Genomic DNA, 19,396 nt, shown 5'->3' with positions numbered 1-19,396 from the left:
TCACCCCTGGTCGCTGGCGGGGCCCCCCGCTTCGGGTGGTCGGGCCCCGGTTGTTATCGATGTAGCGAAAATGTACGGGGTTTCAGTGTCCTTTGCCAGAGCGCGCCGGACAATTCACCGGCATTACCGCCCGTGCAGCGTCGCGAAGGCGGCGCACAGGCGTATGGTCTCCAGGGTGTTGGCCAGGTAGCGGGGGCCGGATTCCAGGCTGTCGATGATCGGGGCGAAGGTCGCCTCCACTTTCGCCGCGTCTTCCTCCGAGCAGAAATCGTCGAAATTCGAGGGCAACTGGCCCTTGCGCCAGCTGTCGACCCGTCCCAGCACCGCCTCCAGGTTATCGGCGGTCCAGGCGAACACCGCGTCGCGGGTCTCGGCGTGGGCCATCTGGCTGGAGAAGATGTCGAAGATTTCGTTGTCGCGCAATTCCGGCGACAGGATACGCCCGCGCATCGCGGCGGCGACCTCGGGGTCGGTGCTCCAGGCCATGGCGCCCAGCAGGTATTCGCGCAGCAGGGCGTTGTCGGAGGCGAGGAAGTGCCGCCACAACAGGTCGGCGAAAGGTTTGCCGTGGGCCTCGATGCCCGCCAGCAGGGCGATGTAGCGCAGGTTGGGGTCGATCGCGTCCAGGTGCAACTCGCCGTCGTCGCCGAAGCCGGTGAGGGCCGCGCCATCGGCCGCCAGCCGCGCGTGAACCTCCTCGTCCGCTGCCCCCAGGGCCAGCGTGGACATCATCAGCATGCGGAACTGGCGCTGGTCCGGACTCGGCTCCGGCAAGGCCTCCAGCTCAGCCAGCACCGGGCGGTACCAGTCGCGCATACGCGCCTGCAGGGCCTCGCGGTCCGCGCCGTCGAGGACGTGATTCTTGAGTTTGTAGAGGTCGGCCCGGGGGGCGATGGCCACGCGCCAGGAGCTGGAGCGGGTGACGGGCGCCACCGCGTCGAGGTAGTCGGCCAGTGACAGGCTGCCGTCGTTGAGGGCGGCGCTGAGGCTGTTGGCCACCGAGATCTGCTCGTTGGTATCCAGCTCGTCGAAGCGTTCCAGCAGGGCTTGCCATTGCTCCGGCGGCAGCGACCAGCGGTAGTAGCTGGCGCCGCCGGTGTTGGGCAGCACCGCGTCGGGGCAGCGCTCGCCGACCAGCGCCACTTTTTCACTGGCTTCCTTGAGCAGGAAGCACTGGCTCTGGGTTTCCCCGTCCGTCATTGCGCTGACGCAGGCGGGCACGATCCACTGCTGGGCGGTGGAACCGGCGGAGCCCGCCGGCAGATAGCGCTGCTGGCTGATGTCCAGTTGCGGGCCCTGGTCGGTACAGGACAGCGCGGTTTTGAGTACCGGCAGGCCCGGCTGCTCGATAAAGCTGCGAAAGGCGGCTTGCAGGTCCTGGCTGTCGACCTGGGGATTGGCGGCGGCGATGGCGCCAATGAAGTCGTGGGCGGTGGTATTGCCGAAGGCGAAAGCCTTCATGTAGTGGCGAATGCCATCGCGGAAGTTGTCCTGGCCGAGGAAGGCCTCGAACATGGACAGCACGCCGCCACCCTTTTGGTAGGTGATGCCGTTGAAGGCCGAGCCGATGTCCTCGTGGCGGGTGATGGGTTCGCGGATTTGCCGGGCGCTGGCCAGGCTGTCATTGGTCATCACGTTCGAGGCGCTGCTGAGCAGCGACTCGCGGTAGTGCTCGTTCGGGTACAGGCGGTCGAGGATGATATACGCATTCCAGGTGGCGAAGGATTCGTTCAGCCAGATGTCGTCCCACCACACCGGGGTGACCAGGTTGCCGAACCAGTGGTGTGCCAGTTCGTGGGCGTGGGTGACGAAAAAGCCGCGCTTCTGGCTCACCGGGGCGCTCTCGTCCAGCAGGATGAGCTGTTCGCGGTAGGTGATGGCGCCGGCGTTTTCCATCGCGCCGGCGGAGAAGTCCGGCACCGCGATAATGTCCAGCTTGGCGTAGGGGTAGGCGGTGTCGAAGTAGCGCTCCATCTCCTCGACGATGGCGGCGGTGTTGTCCAGCGCGAAATGAATCTGCTCGCCCTTGCCGCGCGTGGTGATCCCGCGCAGCGGCAGCGGCGCGTCGCGGTAGTCACCCGCCGGTATGGCGTCCCACTCCACCACGTCAAAGGGCCCCACCGCGAAGGCGATCAGGTAGGTGGGCAGGGGCTTGGTGGTGGCGTAGGTGATGGTCTTGGTGCCGTCGCCGTTGTCCGTTACCGATGTCTCGGGGGTGTTGGTGATGGCGCTGTGCCCGGCGGGTACCGTGAGCTGGATATCGAAGGGCACCTTGAACGCGGGCTCGTCGAAGGAGGGGAAGGCCAGGCGCGCGGAGGTGGCCTCAAACTGGGTGAAGGCGTAGCTCTCGCCGCCGCTTGCCACCTTGTACAGGCCCTCCAGGTTGGTGTTGAAGGGGGCGCTGTACTCGAACTCGAGAGTCGCCTCGGTGGCGCCCGCGGACTCCAGGCCGGATACCCTGGCGGTGCCGGTCGGCAGCGCCTGCTCCCAGCGCAGCTCCAGGCTTTCGCCGTCGGCCAGCAGCGCGCGGGCGGCGGTGACCTCGAGCCCGTTGCCGTGCATCCACAGGTAATCCACCTCGCCGAGCGAGACATCGATTCGAACGGTGCCCTGGAAGCGCTCCCGGCGTGGATCGATGCTCAGTTCCAGCGCGTAGTGCCGTGGCGTGACGCCCTCGGGAAGCCGCGCCGACGGCGGCTTTGCGGGGTAGGGCGCGGCATCGGCCAGCGGCGCGGCGGCGCGGCCGGGTTCGGCTTGCGACGCGGGAGACGGCTCCCGGCCGCAGGCCTGGAGCAGGGCAATACAGCAAAGCGACAGCAGCGCGCGGCTGAGTAGGCGGCTCGGCTTCATTGGGTGTTCACCTCGTGTGATGAAGGGGGGCGGCCGGCGCGCTGTCACGGGGGCAGCGCGCCGGTGATTCCATGGGGCGGGTCAGGGCGTATCGGTGGCCACGGCCTGGGCGCTTGGAGTGTGCAGGCCCTCCCAGCGCTTGGCCTTGAGGCTGATCAGGGCAATGATAATGCCGACGCCGATGCTGAACAGGCTTATTTGCAGGTAGAGGTTCGGCAGCTCCTCGACCCGGTTGGGGTCGAAGTTGCCCGCCAGCAGGCCGGAGATGATGTTGCCGATGGAGTAGGTCAGCACGAACACGCCCATCATCTGGCCGGCGAAACGCTTCGGTGAAAGTTTGCTCACCGCCGACAGCGCCACCGGGCTCAGGCACAGCTCGCCCACGGTGTGCAGGAAGTAGGTGGTGACCAGCCAGTAGGGGGCGACCTTCAGGCCCTGGGCGGCATATTGCGCGGCGAAGAACATGACGATAAAGCCGCTGGCCATGATCAACAGGCCCACCGCGCATTTCATGCCGTAGGAGGGCGAGATCATGCGCTTGCCCAGGTTGATCCACAGGGCGGCGAAAAAGGGCGAGAGGATGACGATGAACATCGGGTTGACGTTCTGGAACCAGGAGGCCGGCAGCTCGAAGGAACCGACCATGCGGTCGGTGTAGTCGCGGCCGAACAGGTTCAGGGAGGAGCCGGCCTGTTCGAAGCCGGACCAGAAACAGGCGGAGGCGATGCACACCAGCAACAGGGCCCAGAGACGTTTCTTTTCGGCGTCGGTGAGTTCGCCCAGGAAGTAGATGTAGCCGTAGTAGAGGACAAAGATCAGGGTGAAGGCGGCGGCGGTGTACTGCGCCACGGCCACGGCGTTGATGGCGATGGCGCCGCTGAGGGCCAGGCCGGTAACCAGGGCCACCACGCCCACGACCGCCGCGATCGCGATCCAGGCCCGGCGCGCGCCGGCGGGTGTCATGGGGCTCTCCGGGGCGATACTGGCGTCGCCCAGGTTGCCGATGGTGCGGCGGTACTGGATGAGGCCGATGGCCATGCCGACGGCGGCGGCGCCAAAGCCCCAGTGCCAGCCGATGTTCTCGCCGAAGTAGCCGCAGATGGTGTAGCCCAGCACCGAGCCCATGTTGATGCCCATGTAGTAGAGGGCGTAGCCGCCGTCGCGGCGCACGTCGTCCTCGGAGTAGAGCTGGCCGACGAGGGCACTGATGTTGGGCTTGAGCAGGCCGGTGCCCGAGGCCACCAGGATCAGGCCGACAAAAAATGTGCCGTCATTGGGGATGGCGAGCACGATGTGGCCGCACATGATGATCACGCCGCCCCAGAACACCGTGCGCTGGCCGCCGAGCAGGCGGTCGGCGATCCAGCCGCCGGGCAGGCCCAGGAAGTAGACCGAGCCGGTGTAGAGGCCGTAGATGGCGGTGGCCGTGGCCACCGTGAAAGCCAGCCCTTCCTGCTGCAGGCTGGCGGTCATGAACAGGACCAGCAGGGCGCGCATGCCGTAATAGCTCATGCGCTCCCACATTTCAGTGAAAAACAGGGTGGACAGGCCCTTGGGGTGTCCGAAAAAGCCGGTGTCCGTGTGCGAGGTCACGGCGCTGGCGGAGGCGGTACTCATGCGATGGCGATCCTTATACTGATTCGGGGTGGTCTGGCGACCAATGGGCCCATTATAGGGATTATTCGCCGTATGACGAAAAAATGACCGCTTCCCTCAACTTTTGGGCCGCAATTGAGGGGTTGCGCCCGCCGTGCGTCCCACCTTGATAGCCGATAAGATACCGGCGAGCCAGATCCGGCGGCAGTAGCGCCGCGATGGCGAGAACCGGGTGCCCGCCGTTTACCCGCGGCCGGCGCCCTTCCCGGCGCACCACCCCCCGCGTCATAGCGAAGACAAGCAGGATTCCATGAAAAAACTCCTTCTGGCTCCCCTGGCCGCCCTGTTGGTGGCCTGTAACGACCCCGGCACCACCGATTCAACATCCAGCGCCCCCACCGCCAAGGCACCCCTCCCGGCGGCGGTCTCGGCGGCCAGTCAGGCCGCCGAGCAGGACGGGTTCCAATACGTAATCGACCGCTTCGCCGATATCCAGGTGCTGGCCTACCAGGTGCCTGGCTTCGAGGACCTCGACCTCAAGCAGAAGGAGTTGCTCTACTATCTGTACCAGGCCGCCTACGCCGGCCGGGACATCATGTGGGACCAGAATTACCGCCACAACCTGCGCATTCGTCGCACTCTCGAGGCCGTGGTGCGCAACTACGGCGGCGACCGCGATACCGAGGCCTTCCGCCAGTTCATGGTCTATGCCAAGCAGGTGTGGTTCGCCAACGGCATCCACCACCACTACTCGACCCTGAAGTTCCAGCCCGCGTTCAGCGAGGCGGATTTCGCCGGTTTCGTGAACGCCGTGGCGGAAACCGGGGAGCTGCCCCTGCGCGAGCAGCAGGACGCCGCCGGCCTGATTGCCGAGCTCACCCCGGTGATCTTCGACCCGGCCGTGGCGCCGAAGAAAGTCAACACCGCCGCCGACGTCGACAAGGTCGCCGCCTCGGCGGTGAATTTTTACGGCGAGGGCCTCACCGAGCAGGAGGTGCGCGACTTCTACGCCGAGCAATCGAAGGACGACGGCGACGAGCCGGTGTCCCACGGCCTGAATTCCCAGCTGGTCAAGAACGGCGACGGCGAGCTCGAGGAGCGGGTGTGGAAAGTGGGCGGCATGTATTCCGCGGCCCTGGAACAGGTCGTGGTGTGGCTGGAGAAGGCGATCGGCGTGGCCGAAAACGCCAAGCAGCGCCGCGCCCTGGAGTTGTTGGTGGACTACTACAAGACCGGCGACCTCAAGACCTTCGACGACTACAGTATCGCCTGGGTGGAGGACGCCGACTCGCGCATCGACGTGGTCAATGGTTTCATCGAGGTCTACAATGACCCCATCGCCTACCGCGGTTCCTTCGAATCGGTGGTTTCCTTCCGCGATGAAATCACCTCCAAGCGCATCGCCGCCATTGGCGCCGAGGCCCAGTGGTTCGAGGACAACTCGCCGATCATGGACCAGCACAAGCGCGAGAGCGTCAAGGGCATCCTCGGCAAGGCCATCACCGTGGTGGCCGAGAGCGGCGACGCCTCACCCAGCACGCCGATTGGCATCAACCTGCCCAACGCCAACTGGATCCGCGCCAATCACGGTTCCAAGTCGGTGAACCTGTCCAATGTCGTGGCCGCCTACAACGCGGTGCCCAGCAAGGCCCTGCACGAGTTCGCCTGGGACGAGGCGGAAATCGCGCGCGGCGAGCAGTACAAGGAGGTCACCGGCGCCCTGCACACCGACATGCACGAGGTGATCGGTCACGCTTCCGGCAAGATCAACCCGGGGGTGGGCACGCCCAAGGAGACTCTCAAGCAGTATTCCTCCACGCTGGAGGAGGGGCGCGCCGACCTGGTGGCCCTGTACTACATGCTCGATCCCAAGCTGGTGGAGATGGGGGTCATGCCCAACCTGGAGGCGGGCAAGGCCGAATACGACGGTTACATCCGCAACGGCATGATGGTGCAGCTGTATCGCCTCAAGCCCGGCGAGCTGATCGAGGAGGCTCACATGCGCAACCGCGCCCTGGTGGCGCGCTGGGCCTATGAACAGGGCGAGGCCGACAAGGTGATCGAGCGCCGCGTGCGCGATGGCAAGACCTATTTCGTGATCAACGACTACCAGGCCCTGCGCGGGCTGTTCGGGGAGTTGTTGCGGGAGCTGCAGCGGATCAAGTCCGAGGGCGATTTCGAGGCCATTCAGCACCTGGTGGAGACCTACGGCACCCAGGTCGAACCCGGCCTGCACGCCGAGGTCCTGGAGCGCTTCGCCGCCCTGGACGTGGCCCCCTACAAGGGCTTCGTGAACCCCTACCTGGAGCCGGTGGTGAAGGACGGCAAGATCGTCGATGTGACCATCAGCTACCCGGCGACCTTCGAGGAGCAGATGCTGTACTACGCCGAGCACTACTCCTTCCTGCCCAGCGATAACGGCTGATCGCGCTCGCCCACCGCGCGCATCGGCGCGCGGTGGGCTTGCTATCGAGTCAAACCGCGGGGACGGGGGCTGTCACGCCCCCGGTCACCGGCCATTGCGTGGCCCGCTAGTGCGCGCCGGGTTGCTGGAGGGTTTCCATCACCTGGTCCAGCGAGAAGCTGGCCGCTTTCTGGCGCGGCGGGTATTCCTTGAAGGTCGCGAGGAATTCAGCCACGTAATCCTGGGCGGGCACCAGCAGGTAGGCCCGGTCCAGCATCCAGTCAAAGTAGGTATTGGACGTGATCAGTGCGCGCTCGTAGGGGTCGCGACGCAGGTTCACGATATAGGGCAGGCGCAGGGGCACGAAAGGCTCGATCCAGGCCTGTAGCGTGGCCTCGGCGCGCTGCTCCATGAAAATCAGCTTCCAGTCGTTGTAGCGCAGCGCCGTCAGGTCGCCATCGTCGGAAAAGTAGAAAATCTCCTTGCGCGGCGCCCGATCGCTGTCGCCGGTAAGATAGGGCAGGAAATTATAGCCGTCCAGGTGGACCTTGTAGCGACGGCCGATGGCGCGATGCCCCTTGAGCAGCTTCTGTTTGACATCGGGCTCGCCGGCGGCCGCCAGGAAGGTCGGCAGCCAGTCCATGTGGTGCATGATGTCGTTGGAGACCGAGCCGGCCTCGATATTGCCCGGCCAGCGCACCATGGCGGGCACCCGCCAGCCGCCCTCCCAGTTGGTGTTTTTCTCGCCGCGGAAGGGGGTCATCGCCGCGTCGGGCCAGGTGTTCATGTGGGGGCCGTTGTCGGTGGAATAGAACACGATGGTGTTGTCGGCAATGCCCAGTTCGTCGAGCTGGTCGAGAAACTCTCCGATGTGCCAGTCGTGTTCGATCATGCCGCAGGTGTACTCGTCGGCGCGGGGGTACTGGTCCTTGCAGCGCGCCATTTTCTGGTCGGATACGTGGGTGCGGAAGTGCATCCGCGTGCCGCTCCACCAGACGAAGAAGGGCTTGTCGTCCCTGGCGGCCTGTTCGATGAATTTCTTCGCCGCCGCCACCGTCTCGTCATCCACGGTTTCCATGCGTTTTTTGGTCAACGGGCCGGTGTCCTCGATCCTGCCGTCGGCGCTGGAGCGGATGACCCCGCGGGGGCCGTATTTTTCACGGAAGGCGGGGTCCTGGGGATAATCCGCGTTCTCGGGCTCTTCCTCCGCGTTGAGGTGGTAGAGGTTGCCGAAGAACTCGTCGAAGCCGTGATTGGTGGGCAGGTGCTCGTCGCGATCGCCCAGGTGATTCTTGCCAAACTGGCCGGTAACGTAGCCGTGGTTCTTCAGCAGGCCGGCGATGCTCGGGTCTTCCTCGCGCATGCCCAGGGCCGCGCCAGGCAGGCCGACCTTGCTCAGGCCGGTGCGGAACACCGACTGGCCCATGATGAAGGAGGAGCGGCCCGCGGTGCAGCTCTGTTCGCCGTAGTAATCGGTGAAGATCATGCCCTCGCGGGCGATGCGGTCGATGTTGGGTGTCTGGTAGCCCATCATGCCCATGGTGTAGGCGCTGATGTTGGAGCGGCCGACATCGTCGCCCCAGATCACCAGGATATTGGGCTTGTCGGCGCCCCAGCTGGCCAGCGGCGCCAGTGCCAACAACAGCAGCGCCCATACTGACTGCGCCAGGCCGGGGCTCCGAAGCCCGGACCCGGCGCGCTTGTCTCTTCCTCTGTACATGGTCTCTCCTTGAATACACAGTCGGTTTTTGGGTGCCCATGGGCCCCCATCAAACATAGACCATTCGGAGAATTTTGCCGTTTTTCGCGTGGCCGGGGGTAAGGCCTCGGCGCGTATTGTCGCCATTGATCGCGACGTCCAAGGCCGGTGGCGCCGCCTTGCCGTACCGGGTATGCGGGCTATTGGTCAAATTGCCCCCCGCCAGGTCGCCGGCGACACTCCGCGGTAGTTCTTGAACGCGCGGGAAAAGGCGCTGACGTTCCGGTAACCCAGCATGTCCGCCAGGTCGGCCAGCGCAATGCCGGAACTGCGCAGGTAGCGCTCGGCCACCTCCTGGCGTACATCCAGCAACTGCTGCCGGAAGGTGGTGCCCGCCGCGCCGAGTTCCCGTTGAATCGCGCGCGGGTGCTGGTCGAGCAGTTGGGCGACACCCTCCAGGTTGCATACGCTGGTCCCCAGGCACCTGCGGATATGCTGGCTTACCCGGGTCGGCATGTCCGCGTGTATGGAATAGTCCTCCTGGACGGAGTCCAGGTAGCCCTTGACCAGGGCGTACAGCTCCGCGTCGGCGGTTGGCAGCGGCTGCCGTAGATAGCTGTCGGGAAAGACCAGGCCGTCGAAATCGTGATCAAAGTAGATTGGCGCGTTGAAGTAGCGCTCGTAGAGTCCGCCGACGTCGGGCCTTTGGTGGGAAAAGGTGACGTATGAAAGGTGCAGCTGCCCCGCGGTAAGACTCACCATGGCATTGCGCACGAGGGTGATGGCCAGGGTGTGCAATTGCACTAGAGCCCCCTCGTAGGCAACGCGGTTGTGGCGTTTGAGAAAGGCATAGCCATCATTGCAGTGGAGTTCCCAGAGCGACTCCTGGCTGTTCATCAGGCTGTAGCGGCGGCCGTTTTCGATGGCGGAACCGAGGTCGGGGGACAGTTTGCTCAGTTGCGAGGGAGGGCCAAAGCGCAGCGGCGGTTGATGCTTGCCCACGAAAAAGCCGAACGCGGGACAATTGCAGCGCGAGGCCACGTCTTCGAGAAACGTCACCACTTTGTGAAAGGCCATTTGGCCTTTGGGCGATTTCAGCTGTTCCCGATGGATGCCGCATTTGTCCAGGGACGGGGTGAGATCCAGGCCCAGTTCAGCGGCCGCTTCGAGGCTGCCCAGCAGGATTTCCGCATTCACCAGCAGCGGGTTGTTGGCTTGATAGGGCGTTGGCATCGGGGCGGCTCAAGTGTCGTAAAATGGTATGTCGATTGTCGTTAAATGATACGTTCCGGGCAAGGGCGATTGCTAGCATGGCGGCACTAATAACGGAGACTGTCCCATGCAACATGATAAGCGCCTTTTAAAAATGCTACCCGGCCTGTTGTCACTCACCGCGGCCGCGGTCGTCCACGGCCAGGAGCAGCCTGGTGGTTCGGGTTTCGTCCTGGAGGAGCTGGTTGTCACCGCCCAGAAACGGGAGCAAAGCCTGCAGGAGGTGCCCATCGCCCTGTCCGCATTCGGCGGTGATGCCATAAAACAGCTGGGGGCCACGGATTTCACGGGCCTGACCTCGGTCACGCCGGGTTTCAGCGTGTCCGGGGCCTCGGCCGCCTTTCCCTCGCCCTATATTCGTGGCATCGGGTCCAATGTGACCAGTGTCGGCTCCGATCCCAGCGTTGGCGTCTATATCGATGGTGTCTATGCCTCCCGCAAGGGCGGCGCGCTGTCAGACCTGATGGATATTCAACGGGTGGAAGTCCTGAAGGGGCCGCAGGGTACCCTGTTTGGGCGCAATGCCATCGGCGGCGCGATCAACATCATTACCGCCAAACCGGAAAACGCGCTGGCCGGTCGCGTGGGTGTGGAAGTGGGCAGCTACAACAGCCGGGCCATCAGTGGGGTGGTCAATGTGCCCCTCGTCGACGGCACGCTCCTGTTGCGCGCATCGGGCAGCGCCCGCAAACGCGACGGATGGCAGGACAATGTGCTCGGCGGGCCCGACGGCGACAGCCGGGATCGCGCCAATGCGCGAGTGAAACTCGCCTGGCTGCCCAGCGACAGCGTCGATGTGGCATTTTCCAGCAGCTGGAACCGTACCGATGAAGTCGCTACCTATGCCGAGGGCGTGATTGCCGATCCCGGCCTGATCGGGGGCCTGCCCGTGGGTGAGCTGGCGCAAGTCGACGACGACGAAAAGGCTCTCAACGGCAATCGGAATCCCTGGGGACTGCCCTCCGACCGGGGGCCCCTGGTGCCGATTTTCGAACGCAGCATGCGCGCGCACGCGCTGGAGGTCTCATGGGATATCAACGAGGCGCTGACGCTGACCTCCCTGACCGCGTACCGCACCTACGAGACGTCCGCGGCCCGCGAGTACGACGGCACGGAGTATCTGATCGGCAACAATGAAATCAGCACCGAAGGCAACGACACCTTCAGCCAGGAATTCCGCGTCAATGGCGGTAGCGACACCGCTGACTGGTTCGTGGGCGCAAGCGCCAGCCGCGAGGCGGCGGATATGCGCTTTATGATCGGGCTCGCCGATATCCTCGGCGCCAATGGCGGCCAGCCTTTCTACGAGGACAGTTTTGTCCAGGCCGATACCGACAGCTATGCGCTGTACGGCGACTATACCTGGCATGTGGGCAGCAACTTGAACGTTACCGTCGGTGGCCGGTATTCCTACGACGACAAGTCGATCGACTACGGCAACCCGCCGCAAGTCGACGGGGCGGCCGGCCTCGGTGGCCTGGGTTTCATTATGCCCATTCCCGTGCAGTTCCTGGACGCCGATGGCAATCCCTACGCCACCGAGCTGAGTGAAAGCTGGACCGATTTTTCTCCGCGCCTGGTGGTCGACTACTTCGTCAATAACGACATCATGCTGTTCGCCAGCCTGGCGCGCGGCTATAAATCCGGCGGTTTCAATACCTACCCCTCTGTCGTTCAGGACGCCACCAGCCCGGATTTCCTCAAGGTGGTTGCCGAAACCACGGTGCCGGTGGACCCGGAAACCACTCTCAACCTGGAACTGGGTGTCAAATCGAGCTGGCTGGATGAGCGGCTGGTGCTGAACGCCTCTGTCTACGCCATGGAATATGACGAATTACAGGTGGAAGTGATTACCGGGCAAACGGTGCAGCTGGCCAATGCCGGCAAGGCGACATCGCGCGGGGTGGAAGCCGAGGCAAACTATCAGCTGGCGCCGGGCCTCAAAGTGATGCTCAACGCGGCCTGGATGGATACCGAGTACGATGAGTTTTTCCGGGGCGGTGTCGATTATGCGGGCACCCCCCTTCGATTCTCGCCCAAGTGGACCGGTAGCCTGGGCGTGGATTACTCCATCCAGCTGCCGGATATTGGGGAGCTGCGCACCTTCGTCAATTACGCCTACAAGGGCGATCACCTGCTGAGCGAAACCTACGAGGAAGGGAGCTACAGCATGCTCAATGCCCGTTTCTCCCTCTACAGTTCGAATGGCGCCTGGGAGCTGGCCCTGTTTGGCAATAACCTGACCGACGAAAGCTATCTCTCCAATTATGTGGAGCAGGTCGCCGGCTTCGGCTTTACCAGCGCCAATCGCAACGAGCCCAGAACCTACGGCGCGGAACTGGTCTACCAGCTCTGACAGTAGCGCTTTTTCCTCCATTCACCTTGGAACCTCCGGCCGCCGCATGGCGGTCGGTGAGCGGGAGGGTATCAATGCTGATTGCAGGGGCTTCGCGCCTTCGCCGTGCGTGGATTTTTTACTTCGAGGTCTACTATGAATATGAAAACGTTGAGACAGGGGTTTCTTGCCGCCCTGATGCTGCCGCACCTGGTGTTAGCCGGTCAGCCCGAACCCGGCGAAGAGGTAATTGATCAAGTCGCGCAACTTGGCATTCCGGCGCCGGAAGTGGCGCCTCCCAGCGGCGCGGAGCGGTCGGGCCCCTACCGGCGCCTGGTGATAAAAAACGCCAATATGATCGACGGCACGGGGGCGCCCGTCCAGGGGCCGGTCACTATAGTGGTCGAAAATGATCGCATCGTGGAGCTGCGTGGCGGCGGCACCGGCTCGTTTCATCCCGGAGACGGGCAGTATGACGGTGACACGCGGGTCATCGACGCCACCGGCCAATATGTATTGCCGGGGTTTGTCGATGCCCATGCACACCTGGGATCGCCGAGTCACGCGCTGGTGAAAAACGGGGCTCTAACCGCCCCGGACTATGTCACTAAACTGTGGTTGGCCCACGGTATCACCACGATCCGCGAGCCGGGTGCCCTGATGGGGCTGGATTGGACGCTGAAACACAGGGAACTCAGCGATGCGGGAGTCATCTCCGCGCCGCGCATGAAGGTGCATGCCCTGTTTCCCGAAACCATGAGTTCACCCGCGCAGGCGCGGCAGTGGGTCAGGGCGGTGCGGAAAAAAGGCGCGGATGGAATCAAGTTCATTGGCGCGGCCCCCGAGGCGATCGAGGCCGCCATCGCTGAATCCCGTAAATTGAAAATGCACACCATGTACCATCATTCGCAGATCACCGTGAACCGCATGAATGTCCTGGACTCCGCGCGCATGGGGCTGGACAGCATGGAGCACTGGTACGGCCTGCCAGAGGCGATGTTCACCGACAGGCAGGTGCAGGATTATCCCGACGACTACAACTACAACAACGAACAGGACCGCTTCGCCCAGGCGGGACGGCTGTGGAAGCAGGCGGCAAAGCCGGGTTCCGAGGTCTGGAAGGCCGTCATCGATGAATTGCTTGGTCTGGATTTCACCCTCGACCCGACCTTTACGATCTACGAGAGCAACCGGGATCTGATGCGGGCCCGCAGGGCGGTATGGCTCGATGACTACGCCATGCCCTATATCAATCGCGCGTTTTTGCCCAACCCGCATGTGCACGGTTCGTTTCACTTCGACTGGACCACGGCGGACGAAGTGGCCTGGAAGGAGAATTACAAACTGTGGATGAGCTTTGTCAATGACTACAAAAACGCCGGTGGCCGGGTCACCGCGGGTTCCGATTCGGGCTTTATCCACGGCCTGTATGGTTTCGGCTATGTTCGCGAGCTGGAATTGCTGCAGGAAGCCGGTTTTCACCCGCTGGAGGTGATTCAGGCCGCCACGCTCAACGGTGCGGAACTGTTGGACATGGCCGACGACACCGGGTCCATACAGATTGGCAAGAAGGCGGACCTGATTATCGTCAATGAAAATCCCTTGAGCAACCTGAAGGTGCTTTACGCGAGCGGCCACGAAAGCCTGAACCTGGAGACGGGCGAGAGGGAAACAAGCCGGGGTGTTCTCTATACCATCAAGGACGGTATCGTCTATGACGCCGACGTCCTGCGGGCGCAAATCAAAACCATGGTATCCGAACGCAAGGCTTTTGAAAGCGGCCGGGCAGGGCAAGAGCGCTTCCCGCCCAGCGAATAGGAGCATGTGGATATGGCAAAATTGGCGCGGGTATTGTGGCTACAGGGGTTCTACCTCCTGCTTGCCGTGGGCTACAACCTGTTCAGTCTCTGGTTGATCGTCGCGGGGGGAGAGGGGCTGATCCAGGGGCGCCCTCCGCAATACAGTATCGCCAGCCTTTGCCTGTTGCTGCCGGTACTTGCCCTGGGCGCCCGGGGAAAACACCGGGCATACCTGCTCTTGAACACCCCGGTCATGTTACTGATCGCCTATACCGGCATTGCCTATCACGTGCTCAATTGCTTCCGGGGTGATATGGGTATCTATTTATCCTCGTGGGCGTGGTCAGTGGCCATTGCGATCAATGTCTTCGGTGTTTTCGTGGGGCTGTGGGGAAGTCTCGCTTGCTGGCGATTGCAAGACCGGCGCCGGTTGTCTGCCGGGCCGGTCTGACCGCGGGCGCGGCGCCGGCGCTCAGGAGCCGGTGACCAGTCGCTCGGCAGTGTCCTGCAGGGCATCACAGAAGGTGGTGATCGCCTCCGGCAGGGTGCGTCCGCGCAGGCGCACAATGCCCGGGCGCGAGGCGATTGCATCTGCCGCCTCGCTGGCCAGCGGCATCAGGCGCCCCTGGTCGAATAGCCGCTGGAACACCGACCGGGGTCCGATGGACAGGTAGTCCGTTGTCACCAGCAAGTCCAATAGCAGGTGATAGTTGTCGCTGGTCACCCCCACGATTTGATCGACGAAGGCGTCAATGTGCCAGCCCTCCGGCATGAACTGGCCCAGCCAGGGCTTGGCGCGGGGGACCAGGCCGGGCAGGGCCATCTTGTAGTGCAGCAGGTCCGGGCTCTCGACGACCCCAGCCCGCGCCAGGGGGTGTCCGGTGCGGCAGGTAAACACGAATTCCTCGGTGGGCAGCGGCGCGATGTCCACGTCCAGGTCGCCTTCGAGCGCCTCGGTATCGGCGACCATGACGTGCAGCTGTCGGGCCCGTAATTGTTGCGCCAGGTCCGCTGCGTTGCCAAATTGAATAGAGAAACGCACGGCGGGATAGGCGGCGTGCATCTGGGTAATCGCTTCCTGCAGGCCCCAGCCGCCGATGATCGGGCCGCAACCCACCATCACCCGGCTCAGCGGTTGCGCGGACAATTCCGCCAGGCGGTTGCCCACCTGGTCCAGCTCGTCGAAGATCCGCCGCCCGTGTTCCAGCAGCACCAGGCAGTGCTCGGTGGGCCTGACCAGGTCCGGGTCGCGGTCAAACAGGGCGACCCCCAGTTGCTGCTCCAGCTTGCGGATGCTTTTGGTGAGCGCGGGCTGGGTGATGAACAGGGCCTCCGCGGCGCGGTGAAAGTTGCCGCAGCGCGCCAGCGTGGCGACGTGCTGCAATTGCCGCGTTTCTATCGTTTGTCTTGTACTCATGGCTGCCGATTACTTTTGGTTATCGCTGGATGATATTAAACCATTTTCCAGCGCCGGTGGTTTTGCCTATTCTCGTCGCTGACCCGATGGCAATCGCCATAAGGATCGATACCGGGGCGGCGGGATCTTCGCCACCCGCCGCGGCCGCCGGGTGATGCGGGCCGGTTCTTGTCGGGCGGGCCCGGTGGTGGTGGTCCCGCAGCCTGGGGGCTTGATTACAATAAGGAGACGTGGAATGAGAGTTTGCAACCTACTGACAGCCTTGCTGCTTGCGCCATTACTGGCGCTGCCTGGCCTTGCCCGCGCCACTGACCGTCCCAATATCCTGGTGATCTGGGGCGACGATATCGGCATCACCAACATCAGCCGCTACAGTCACGGGATGATGGGTTATCACACGCCCAATATCGATCGCATCGCGGCCGAGGGCACCATGTTCACCGACTACTACGGCGAGCAAAGCTGTACCGCGGGGCGCTCGGCCTTCATTACCGGCCAGCATCCGGTGCGCACCGGCCTGACCAAAGTGGGTATGCCCGGCGCCGATATCGGCCTGCAGGCGGAAGACCCAACCCTGGCGGAACTGCTCAAGCCACTGGGCTACGCCACTGGCCAGTTCGGCAAGAATCACCTCGGCGACAAGGACGAGTTCCTGCCCACCAACCACGGTTTCGATGAATTCTTCGGCAATCTCTACCACCTCAATGCCGAGGAAGAGCCCGAGGACCCGGACTACCCCGACAGCCCCGGCTTTCACGAGCGTTTCGGCCCCCGGGGGGTGATTCGCAGCTACGCCGATGGCCGGGTGGAGGACAGCGGGCCGCTGACCCGCAAACGCATGGAAACCATCGACGAGGAGTTCGCCGGCGCCGCCCTGAAGTTCATGGATCAGGCGCACGGCGACGACAGGCCCTTCTTTGTCTGGTTCAACGCCACGCGCATGCATTTTTACACGCATATCACCGACGAGGAGGACGGTCTGTCGGGGCAGGGTTTTTACAACGACGCCATGGTCGCCCACGACCAGCTGGTGGGGCGGTTGCTGGACCGGCTGGACCAGCTGGGTATCGCCGACAACACCATCGTTATCTATTCCACGGATAACGGCGTTCACTTCAACACCTGGCCCGATGCCGGCATCACTCCCTTCCGCAGCGAGAAGAACACCAACTGGGAAGGCGGCTTCCGGGTTCCCGCCATGGTGCGCTGGCCGGGCCGGGTTCCCGCCGGGCGGATTTCCAACGCGGTGATGTCGCACCTGGATTGGGTGCCGACATTGATGGCGGCCACGGGAGAACCACAGATCAAGCAGAAACTGCTGAAGGGTCATCGGGTCGCGGACAAGGAATTCAAGGTCCATCTGGATGGCTACAATTTCCTGCCCTATTTACTCGGCGAGAGCGAGCAAAGTCCCCGCAATGAATTTTTCTACTTCAGCGACGATGGCGAGCTGGTATCCCTGCGCCACGGCGACTGGAAACTGGTGTTCGCCGAACAGCGCGCCCGGGAGATGGGCGTGTGGCGGGAGCCCTTCGTCCCCCTGCGCATTCCCAAACTGTTCAACCTGCGCCGGGACCCCTTCGAGCGGGCCGACCGTCACTCCAACACCTACAACGAGTGGTGGGCGCGCAAGGCCTCGCCCTATCTCAAGCTGGGAGTGGTGGACGTGACCCGCTTCCTGGAAACCTTCGAGGAGTTTCCTCCCCGGCAGCGGCCGGCCAGTTTTACCATCGATCAGGTGGTCGAGAAATACATGCAGTGGCGCTAAGCTGCTAGACTGGCGTGACCGCACCCGGCGGGCACGTGACAAACGATAAGAAAACGAGGATTCACTTATGCACAACCGGGTTTTGTTGGGCGCCTTGCTGGCTGGCTCACTGTTGCTGGTTGCCTGCGAACGCGGAGGCCCCGCGCAGGAGCACGCGTCGCCGGAAACGGCGGCCGTTGCCGCCACCGCGCCCGACGTCGAATGGCGGCGCCACGGCGAGGATGCCGCCGAACGTCGTTTCAGCAGCCTGGCCGATATCGACGCGGATAACGTCGCCGGCCTGGGGCTCGACTGGTATTTCGATTACCCCACCAGTCGCGGCCTGGAAGCCACGCCCCTGGTCATCGACGGGGTGATCTACACCACCGGTTCCTGGAGCATGGTGTTCGCCCACGACGCCAAAACGGGTGAATTACTGTGGTTCCACGACCCCGAGGTACCCCGGGACTGGGCGGTGCACCTGTGCTGCGACGTGGTCAATCGGGGCGTTGCCTACCGCGAGGGCCGGCTGTACTTCGGCACCCTCGACGGGCGCCTGCTGGCCCTGGATGCCGCCGACGGGAAAAAGGTCTGGGAGGTGCAAACCACCGACCGCGACCGCCCCTATTCCATTACCGGCGCACCGCGTATCGTCGACGACAAGGTGATCATCGGCAATGGCGGCAGCGAGCTGGGGGTGCGCGGCTATGTCTCGGCCTACGCCGCCGGCAGTGGCGAGCTGGTGTGGCGTTTTCACACGGTTCCCGGCGATCCCGCCGAGGGCTTTGAATCACCGGCGATGGAGCGCGCCGCCGACACCTGGGGCGGCGGCGAGTGGTGGAAGATCGGTGGCGGGGGCACCGTGTGGGATTCCATGGCCTACGACCCGGAGCTCAACCTGCTGTACGTCGGCGTGGGCAACGGCGCGCCCTGGAACCGGCAGATCCGTTCGCCGGACGGCGGCGACAACCTCTATCTGTCTTCTATCGTGGCGCTGAACCCCGACGACGGCAGTTACGTCTGGCACTACCAGACCACCCCGGGGGAGACCTGGGATTACACCGCCACCCAGCACATGATACTCACCGATCTCGATATCGATGGCGAGCGGCGCCGGGTGATCATGCAGGCCCCCAAGAACGGTTTCTTCTATGTACTCGACCGGGCCACCGGCGAGTTGCTGTCGGCCGAGCCCTACGCGGCGGTAACCTGGGCCAGCCATATCGACATGGACACCGGCAGGCCAGTGGAAAACCCCGATGCGCGCTATACGCAGGGCCTCTCCGGCCTGCAGCTGCCGGGACCCATTGGCGGCCACAACTGGCACCCGATGAGCTATAGCCCGCAAACCGGCTTGGTCTATATCCCCAAGCAGGATGTGCCCTGGGTCTACGCCAGCGACGAGGCCTTCGTCTATCGCGAGGGTTACTGGAATACCGGCACCGATAACATGCCCGCCAGCAAACCGGACGACCCCAATGTTTTTGCGGCGGTATTGGGCACGATCAAGGGGACCATCGTCGCCTGGGACCCGGTGGCCGCCGAGCCGCGCTGGCAGGTCGAACACGCCGGCCCCTGGAACGGCGGCATGCTATCCACCGCCGGCAACCTGCTGTTCCAGGGCAACGCGGAGGGCCGTTTCGCGGCCTACCGGGCGGATACGGGGCGGCAGTTGTGGTCCTTCGACGCTCAGACCGGGATCGTCGCGCCACCTGTCACCTATCGCCTGGATGGCAAGCAGTACGTGGCGGTGGTGGCCGGCTGGGGCGGCGCCCTGGCCCTGGTGGGCGGCGACGCCCTCACCGCGGGCCCCATCCCCAATCGCAGCCGCTTGCTGGTGTTCAGCCTCGATGGCGAGCAACAGCTGCCGCCGGTGGACGACAAGCCGCTGGTGTTCGATCCGCCGCCCCTTGCCGGCGACGAGGCCCAGGTGGCCCGCGGCAAACAGCTGTACCTGACCTATTGCGTGTACTGCCACGGGGATGCCGCGGTGAGCGGCGGCGCCACGCCGGACCTGCGCGCCTTGACGCCGCGGCGGCACGAGCAGTGGAACGCGATCGTGCTCGGCGGCCTGCACTGGCAGAACGGCATGGTCGGCTTTGGCGATGAGCTGGACAAGCGGCAGTCGGATGCCATCCAGCAGTACGTGATCGAACGCGCCCACCGGGCGAAGTTGGAGAGCGCCGCGAATGCCGGCGCGGCCGGAGCGGGGCGCTAAAGCAGTTGTTATGCGAGGGGCGCGGGTTGTTTGCGGTGCCGCGCCCGATAATAAAATGC

General features: G+C 63.9%; 11 protein-coding genes. 6 read left to right on the top strand and 5 right to left on the bottom strand.

Annotated elements, in window-relative coordinates; genetic code table 11:
- Window positions 1–123: 123 nt before the first annotated feature.
- Together JYP50_RS09305 and JYP50_RS09300 are read right to left on the bottom strand one after the other, a co-directional pair.
- Window positions 124–2,850 carry a M1 family metallopeptidase gene (locus JYP50_RS09305; RefSeq protein WP_206560234.1) on the bottom strand — a complete coding sequence of 909 codons (2,727 nt, stop codon included), beginning with the start codon at window positions 2,848–2,850 and terminating at the stop codon, window positions 124–126.
- Between the two features lie 81 nt (window positions 2,851–2,931).
- A complete protein-coding gene (locus JYP50_RS09300; protein WP_206560233.1) occupies window positions 2,932–4,467 on the bottom strand; it encodes a peptide MFS transporter in 1,536 nt (511 codons plus the stop codon).
- A gap of 289 nt (window positions 4,468–4,756) precedes the next feature.
- Between JYP50_RS09300 and JYP50_RS09295 the strand changes: the two genes are divergently transcribed.
- Window positions 4,757–6,871 (top strand): dipeptidyl-peptidase 3 family protein, encoded by a 2,115-nt coding sequence (locus JYP50_RS09295; RefSeq protein ID WP_206560232.1) that lies wholly within the window; start codon window positions 4,757–4,759, stop codon window positions 6,869–6,871.
- Window positions 6,872–6,977: 106 nt separating this feature from the next.
- Here the strand turns inward: JYP50_RS09295 and JYP50_RS09290 are convergent, their stop codons facing one another.
- Both JYP50_RS09290 and JYP50_RS09285 read right to left on the bottom strand, forming a co-directional pair.
- Complete coding sequence (locus JYP50_RS09290) at window positions 6,978–8,570, bottom strand: arylsulfatase (RefSeq protein ID WP_206560231.1); 1,593 nt, start codon at window positions 8,568–8,570, stop codon at window positions 6,978–6,980.
- A 186-nt stretch (window positions 8,571–8,756) separates the two neighbouring features.
- Window positions 8,757–9,782 (bottom strand): AraC family transcriptional regulator, encoded by a 1,026-nt coding sequence (locus JYP50_RS09285; RefSeq protein WP_206560230.1) that lies wholly within the window; start codon window positions 9,780–9,782, stop codon window positions 8,757–8,759.
- A 106-nt stretch (window positions 9,783–9,888) separates the two neighbouring features.
- Here JYP50_RS09285 and JYP50_RS09280 point away from each other — a divergent pair, with 106 nt between their 5' ends.
- The 3 genes from JYP50_RS09280 (at window position 9,889) to JYP50_RS09270 (ending at window position 14,406) form a co-directional block, all read left to right on the top strand.
- Complete coding sequence (locus JYP50_RS09280) at window positions 9,889–12,177, top strand: TonB-dependent receptor (protein ID WP_206560229.1); 2,289 nt, start codon at window positions 9,889–9,891, stop codon at window positions 12,175–12,177.
- Between the two features lie 141 nt (window positions 12,178–12,318).
- The gene (locus tag JYP50_RS09275) at window positions 12,319–13,974 is read left to right on the top strand and encodes an amidohydrolase family protein (protein WP_241262997.1); all 1,656 of its coding nucleotides are present in this window, start codon (window positions 12,319–12,321) and stop codon (window positions 13,972–13,974) included.
- A 12-nt stretch (window positions 13,975–13,986) separates the two neighbouring features.
- Entirely contained in the window at window positions 13,987–14,406 is a 420-nt protein-coding gene (locus tag JYP50_RS09270) for a hypothetical protein (protein WP_206560227.1), read from the top strand.
- A gap of 21 nt (window positions 14,407–14,427) precedes the next feature.
- On the opposite strand, the gene JYP50_RS09265 is transcribed toward JYP50_RS09270, so the two are convergent.
- Window positions 14,428–15,372, bottom strand: coding sequence for a LysR family transcriptional regulator (locus JYP50_RS09265; RefSeq protein ID WP_206560226.1), 945 nt, complete (start codon window positions 15,370–15,372; stop codon window positions 14,428–14,430).
- Window positions 15,373–15,607: 235 nt separating this feature from the next.
- Here JYP50_RS09265 and JYP50_RS09260 point away from each other — a divergent pair, with 235 nt between their 5' ends.
- The gene (locus JYP50_RS09260; RefSeq protein ID WP_206560225.1) at window positions 15,608–17,140 is read left to right on the top strand and encodes an arylsulfatase; all 1,533 of its coding nucleotides are present in this window, start codon (window positions 15,608–15,610) and stop codon (window positions 17,138–17,140) included.
- A 67-nt stretch (window positions 17,141–17,207) separates the two neighbouring features.
- Complete coding sequence (locus JYP50_RS09255; protein ID WP_206560224.1) at window positions 17,208–19,337, top strand: PQQ-dependent dehydrogenase, methanol/ethanol family; 2,130 nt, start codon at window positions 17,208–17,210, stop codon at window positions 19,335–19,337.
- The last annotated feature ends 59 nt before the right edge of the window (window positions 19,338–19,396 follow it).

This window comes from Parahaliea mediterranea (assembly GCF_017255185.1).
Lineage (GTDB): Bacteria > Pseudomonadota > Gammaproteobacteria > Pseudomonadales > Halieaceae > JAFKCZ01.
Note: the sequence above shows the minus strand (reverse complement) of the source record. Positions and strands in the feature narration are given on the sequence as shown.

What these genes read in the sequence shown, in the direction of transcription:
- JYP50_RS09255 (WP_206560224.1), top strand. Translation starts at nt 17,208, where the DNA reads ATGCACAACCGGGTTTTGTTGGGCGCCTTGCTGGCTGGCTCACTGTTG.
- JYP50_RS09265 (WP_206560226.1), bottom strand. Translation starts at nt 15,372, where the DNA reads ATGAGTACAAGACAAACGATAGAAACGCGGCAATTGCAGCACGTCGCC.
- JYP50_RS09295 (WP_206560232.1), top strand. Translation starts at nt 4,757, where the DNA reads ATGAAAAAACTCCTTCTGGCTCCCCTGGCCGCCCTGTTGGTGGCCTGT.
- JYP50_RS09300 (WP_206560233.1), bottom strand. Translation starts at nt 4,467, where the DNA reads ATGAGTACCGCCTCCGCCAGCGCCGTGACCTCGCACACGGACACCGGC.
- JYP50_RS09275 (WP_241262997.1), top strand. Translation starts at nt 12,319, where the DNA reads ATGAAAACGTTGAGACAGGGGTTTCTTGCCGCCCTGATGCTGCCGCAC.
- JYP50_RS09285 (WP_206560230.1), bottom strand. Translation starts at nt 9,782, where the DNA reads ATGCCAACGCCCTATCAAGCCAACAACCCGCTGCTGGTGAATGCGGAA.
- JYP50_RS09270 (WP_206560227.1), top strand. Translation starts at nt 13,987, where the DNA reads ATGGCAAAATTGGCGCGGGTATTGTGGCTACAGGGGTTCTACCTCCTG.
- JYP50_RS09280 (WP_206560229.1), top strand. Translation starts at nt 9,889, where the DNA reads ATGCAACATGATAAGCGCCTTTTAAAAATGCTACCCGGCCTGTTGTCA.
- JYP50_RS09260 (WP_206560225.1), top strand. Translation starts at nt 15,608, where the DNA reads ATGAGAGTTTGCAACCTACTGACAGCCTTGCTGCTTGCGCCATTACTG.
- JYP50_RS09305 (WP_206560234.1), bottom strand. Translation starts at nt 2,850, where the DNA reads ATGAAGCCGAGCCGCCTACTCAGCCGCGCGCTGCTGTCGCTTTGCTGT.
- JYP50_RS09290 (WP_206560231.1), bottom strand. Translation starts at nt 8,570, where the DNA reads ATGTACAGAGGAAGAGACAAGCGCGCCGGGTCCGGGCTTCGGAGCCCC.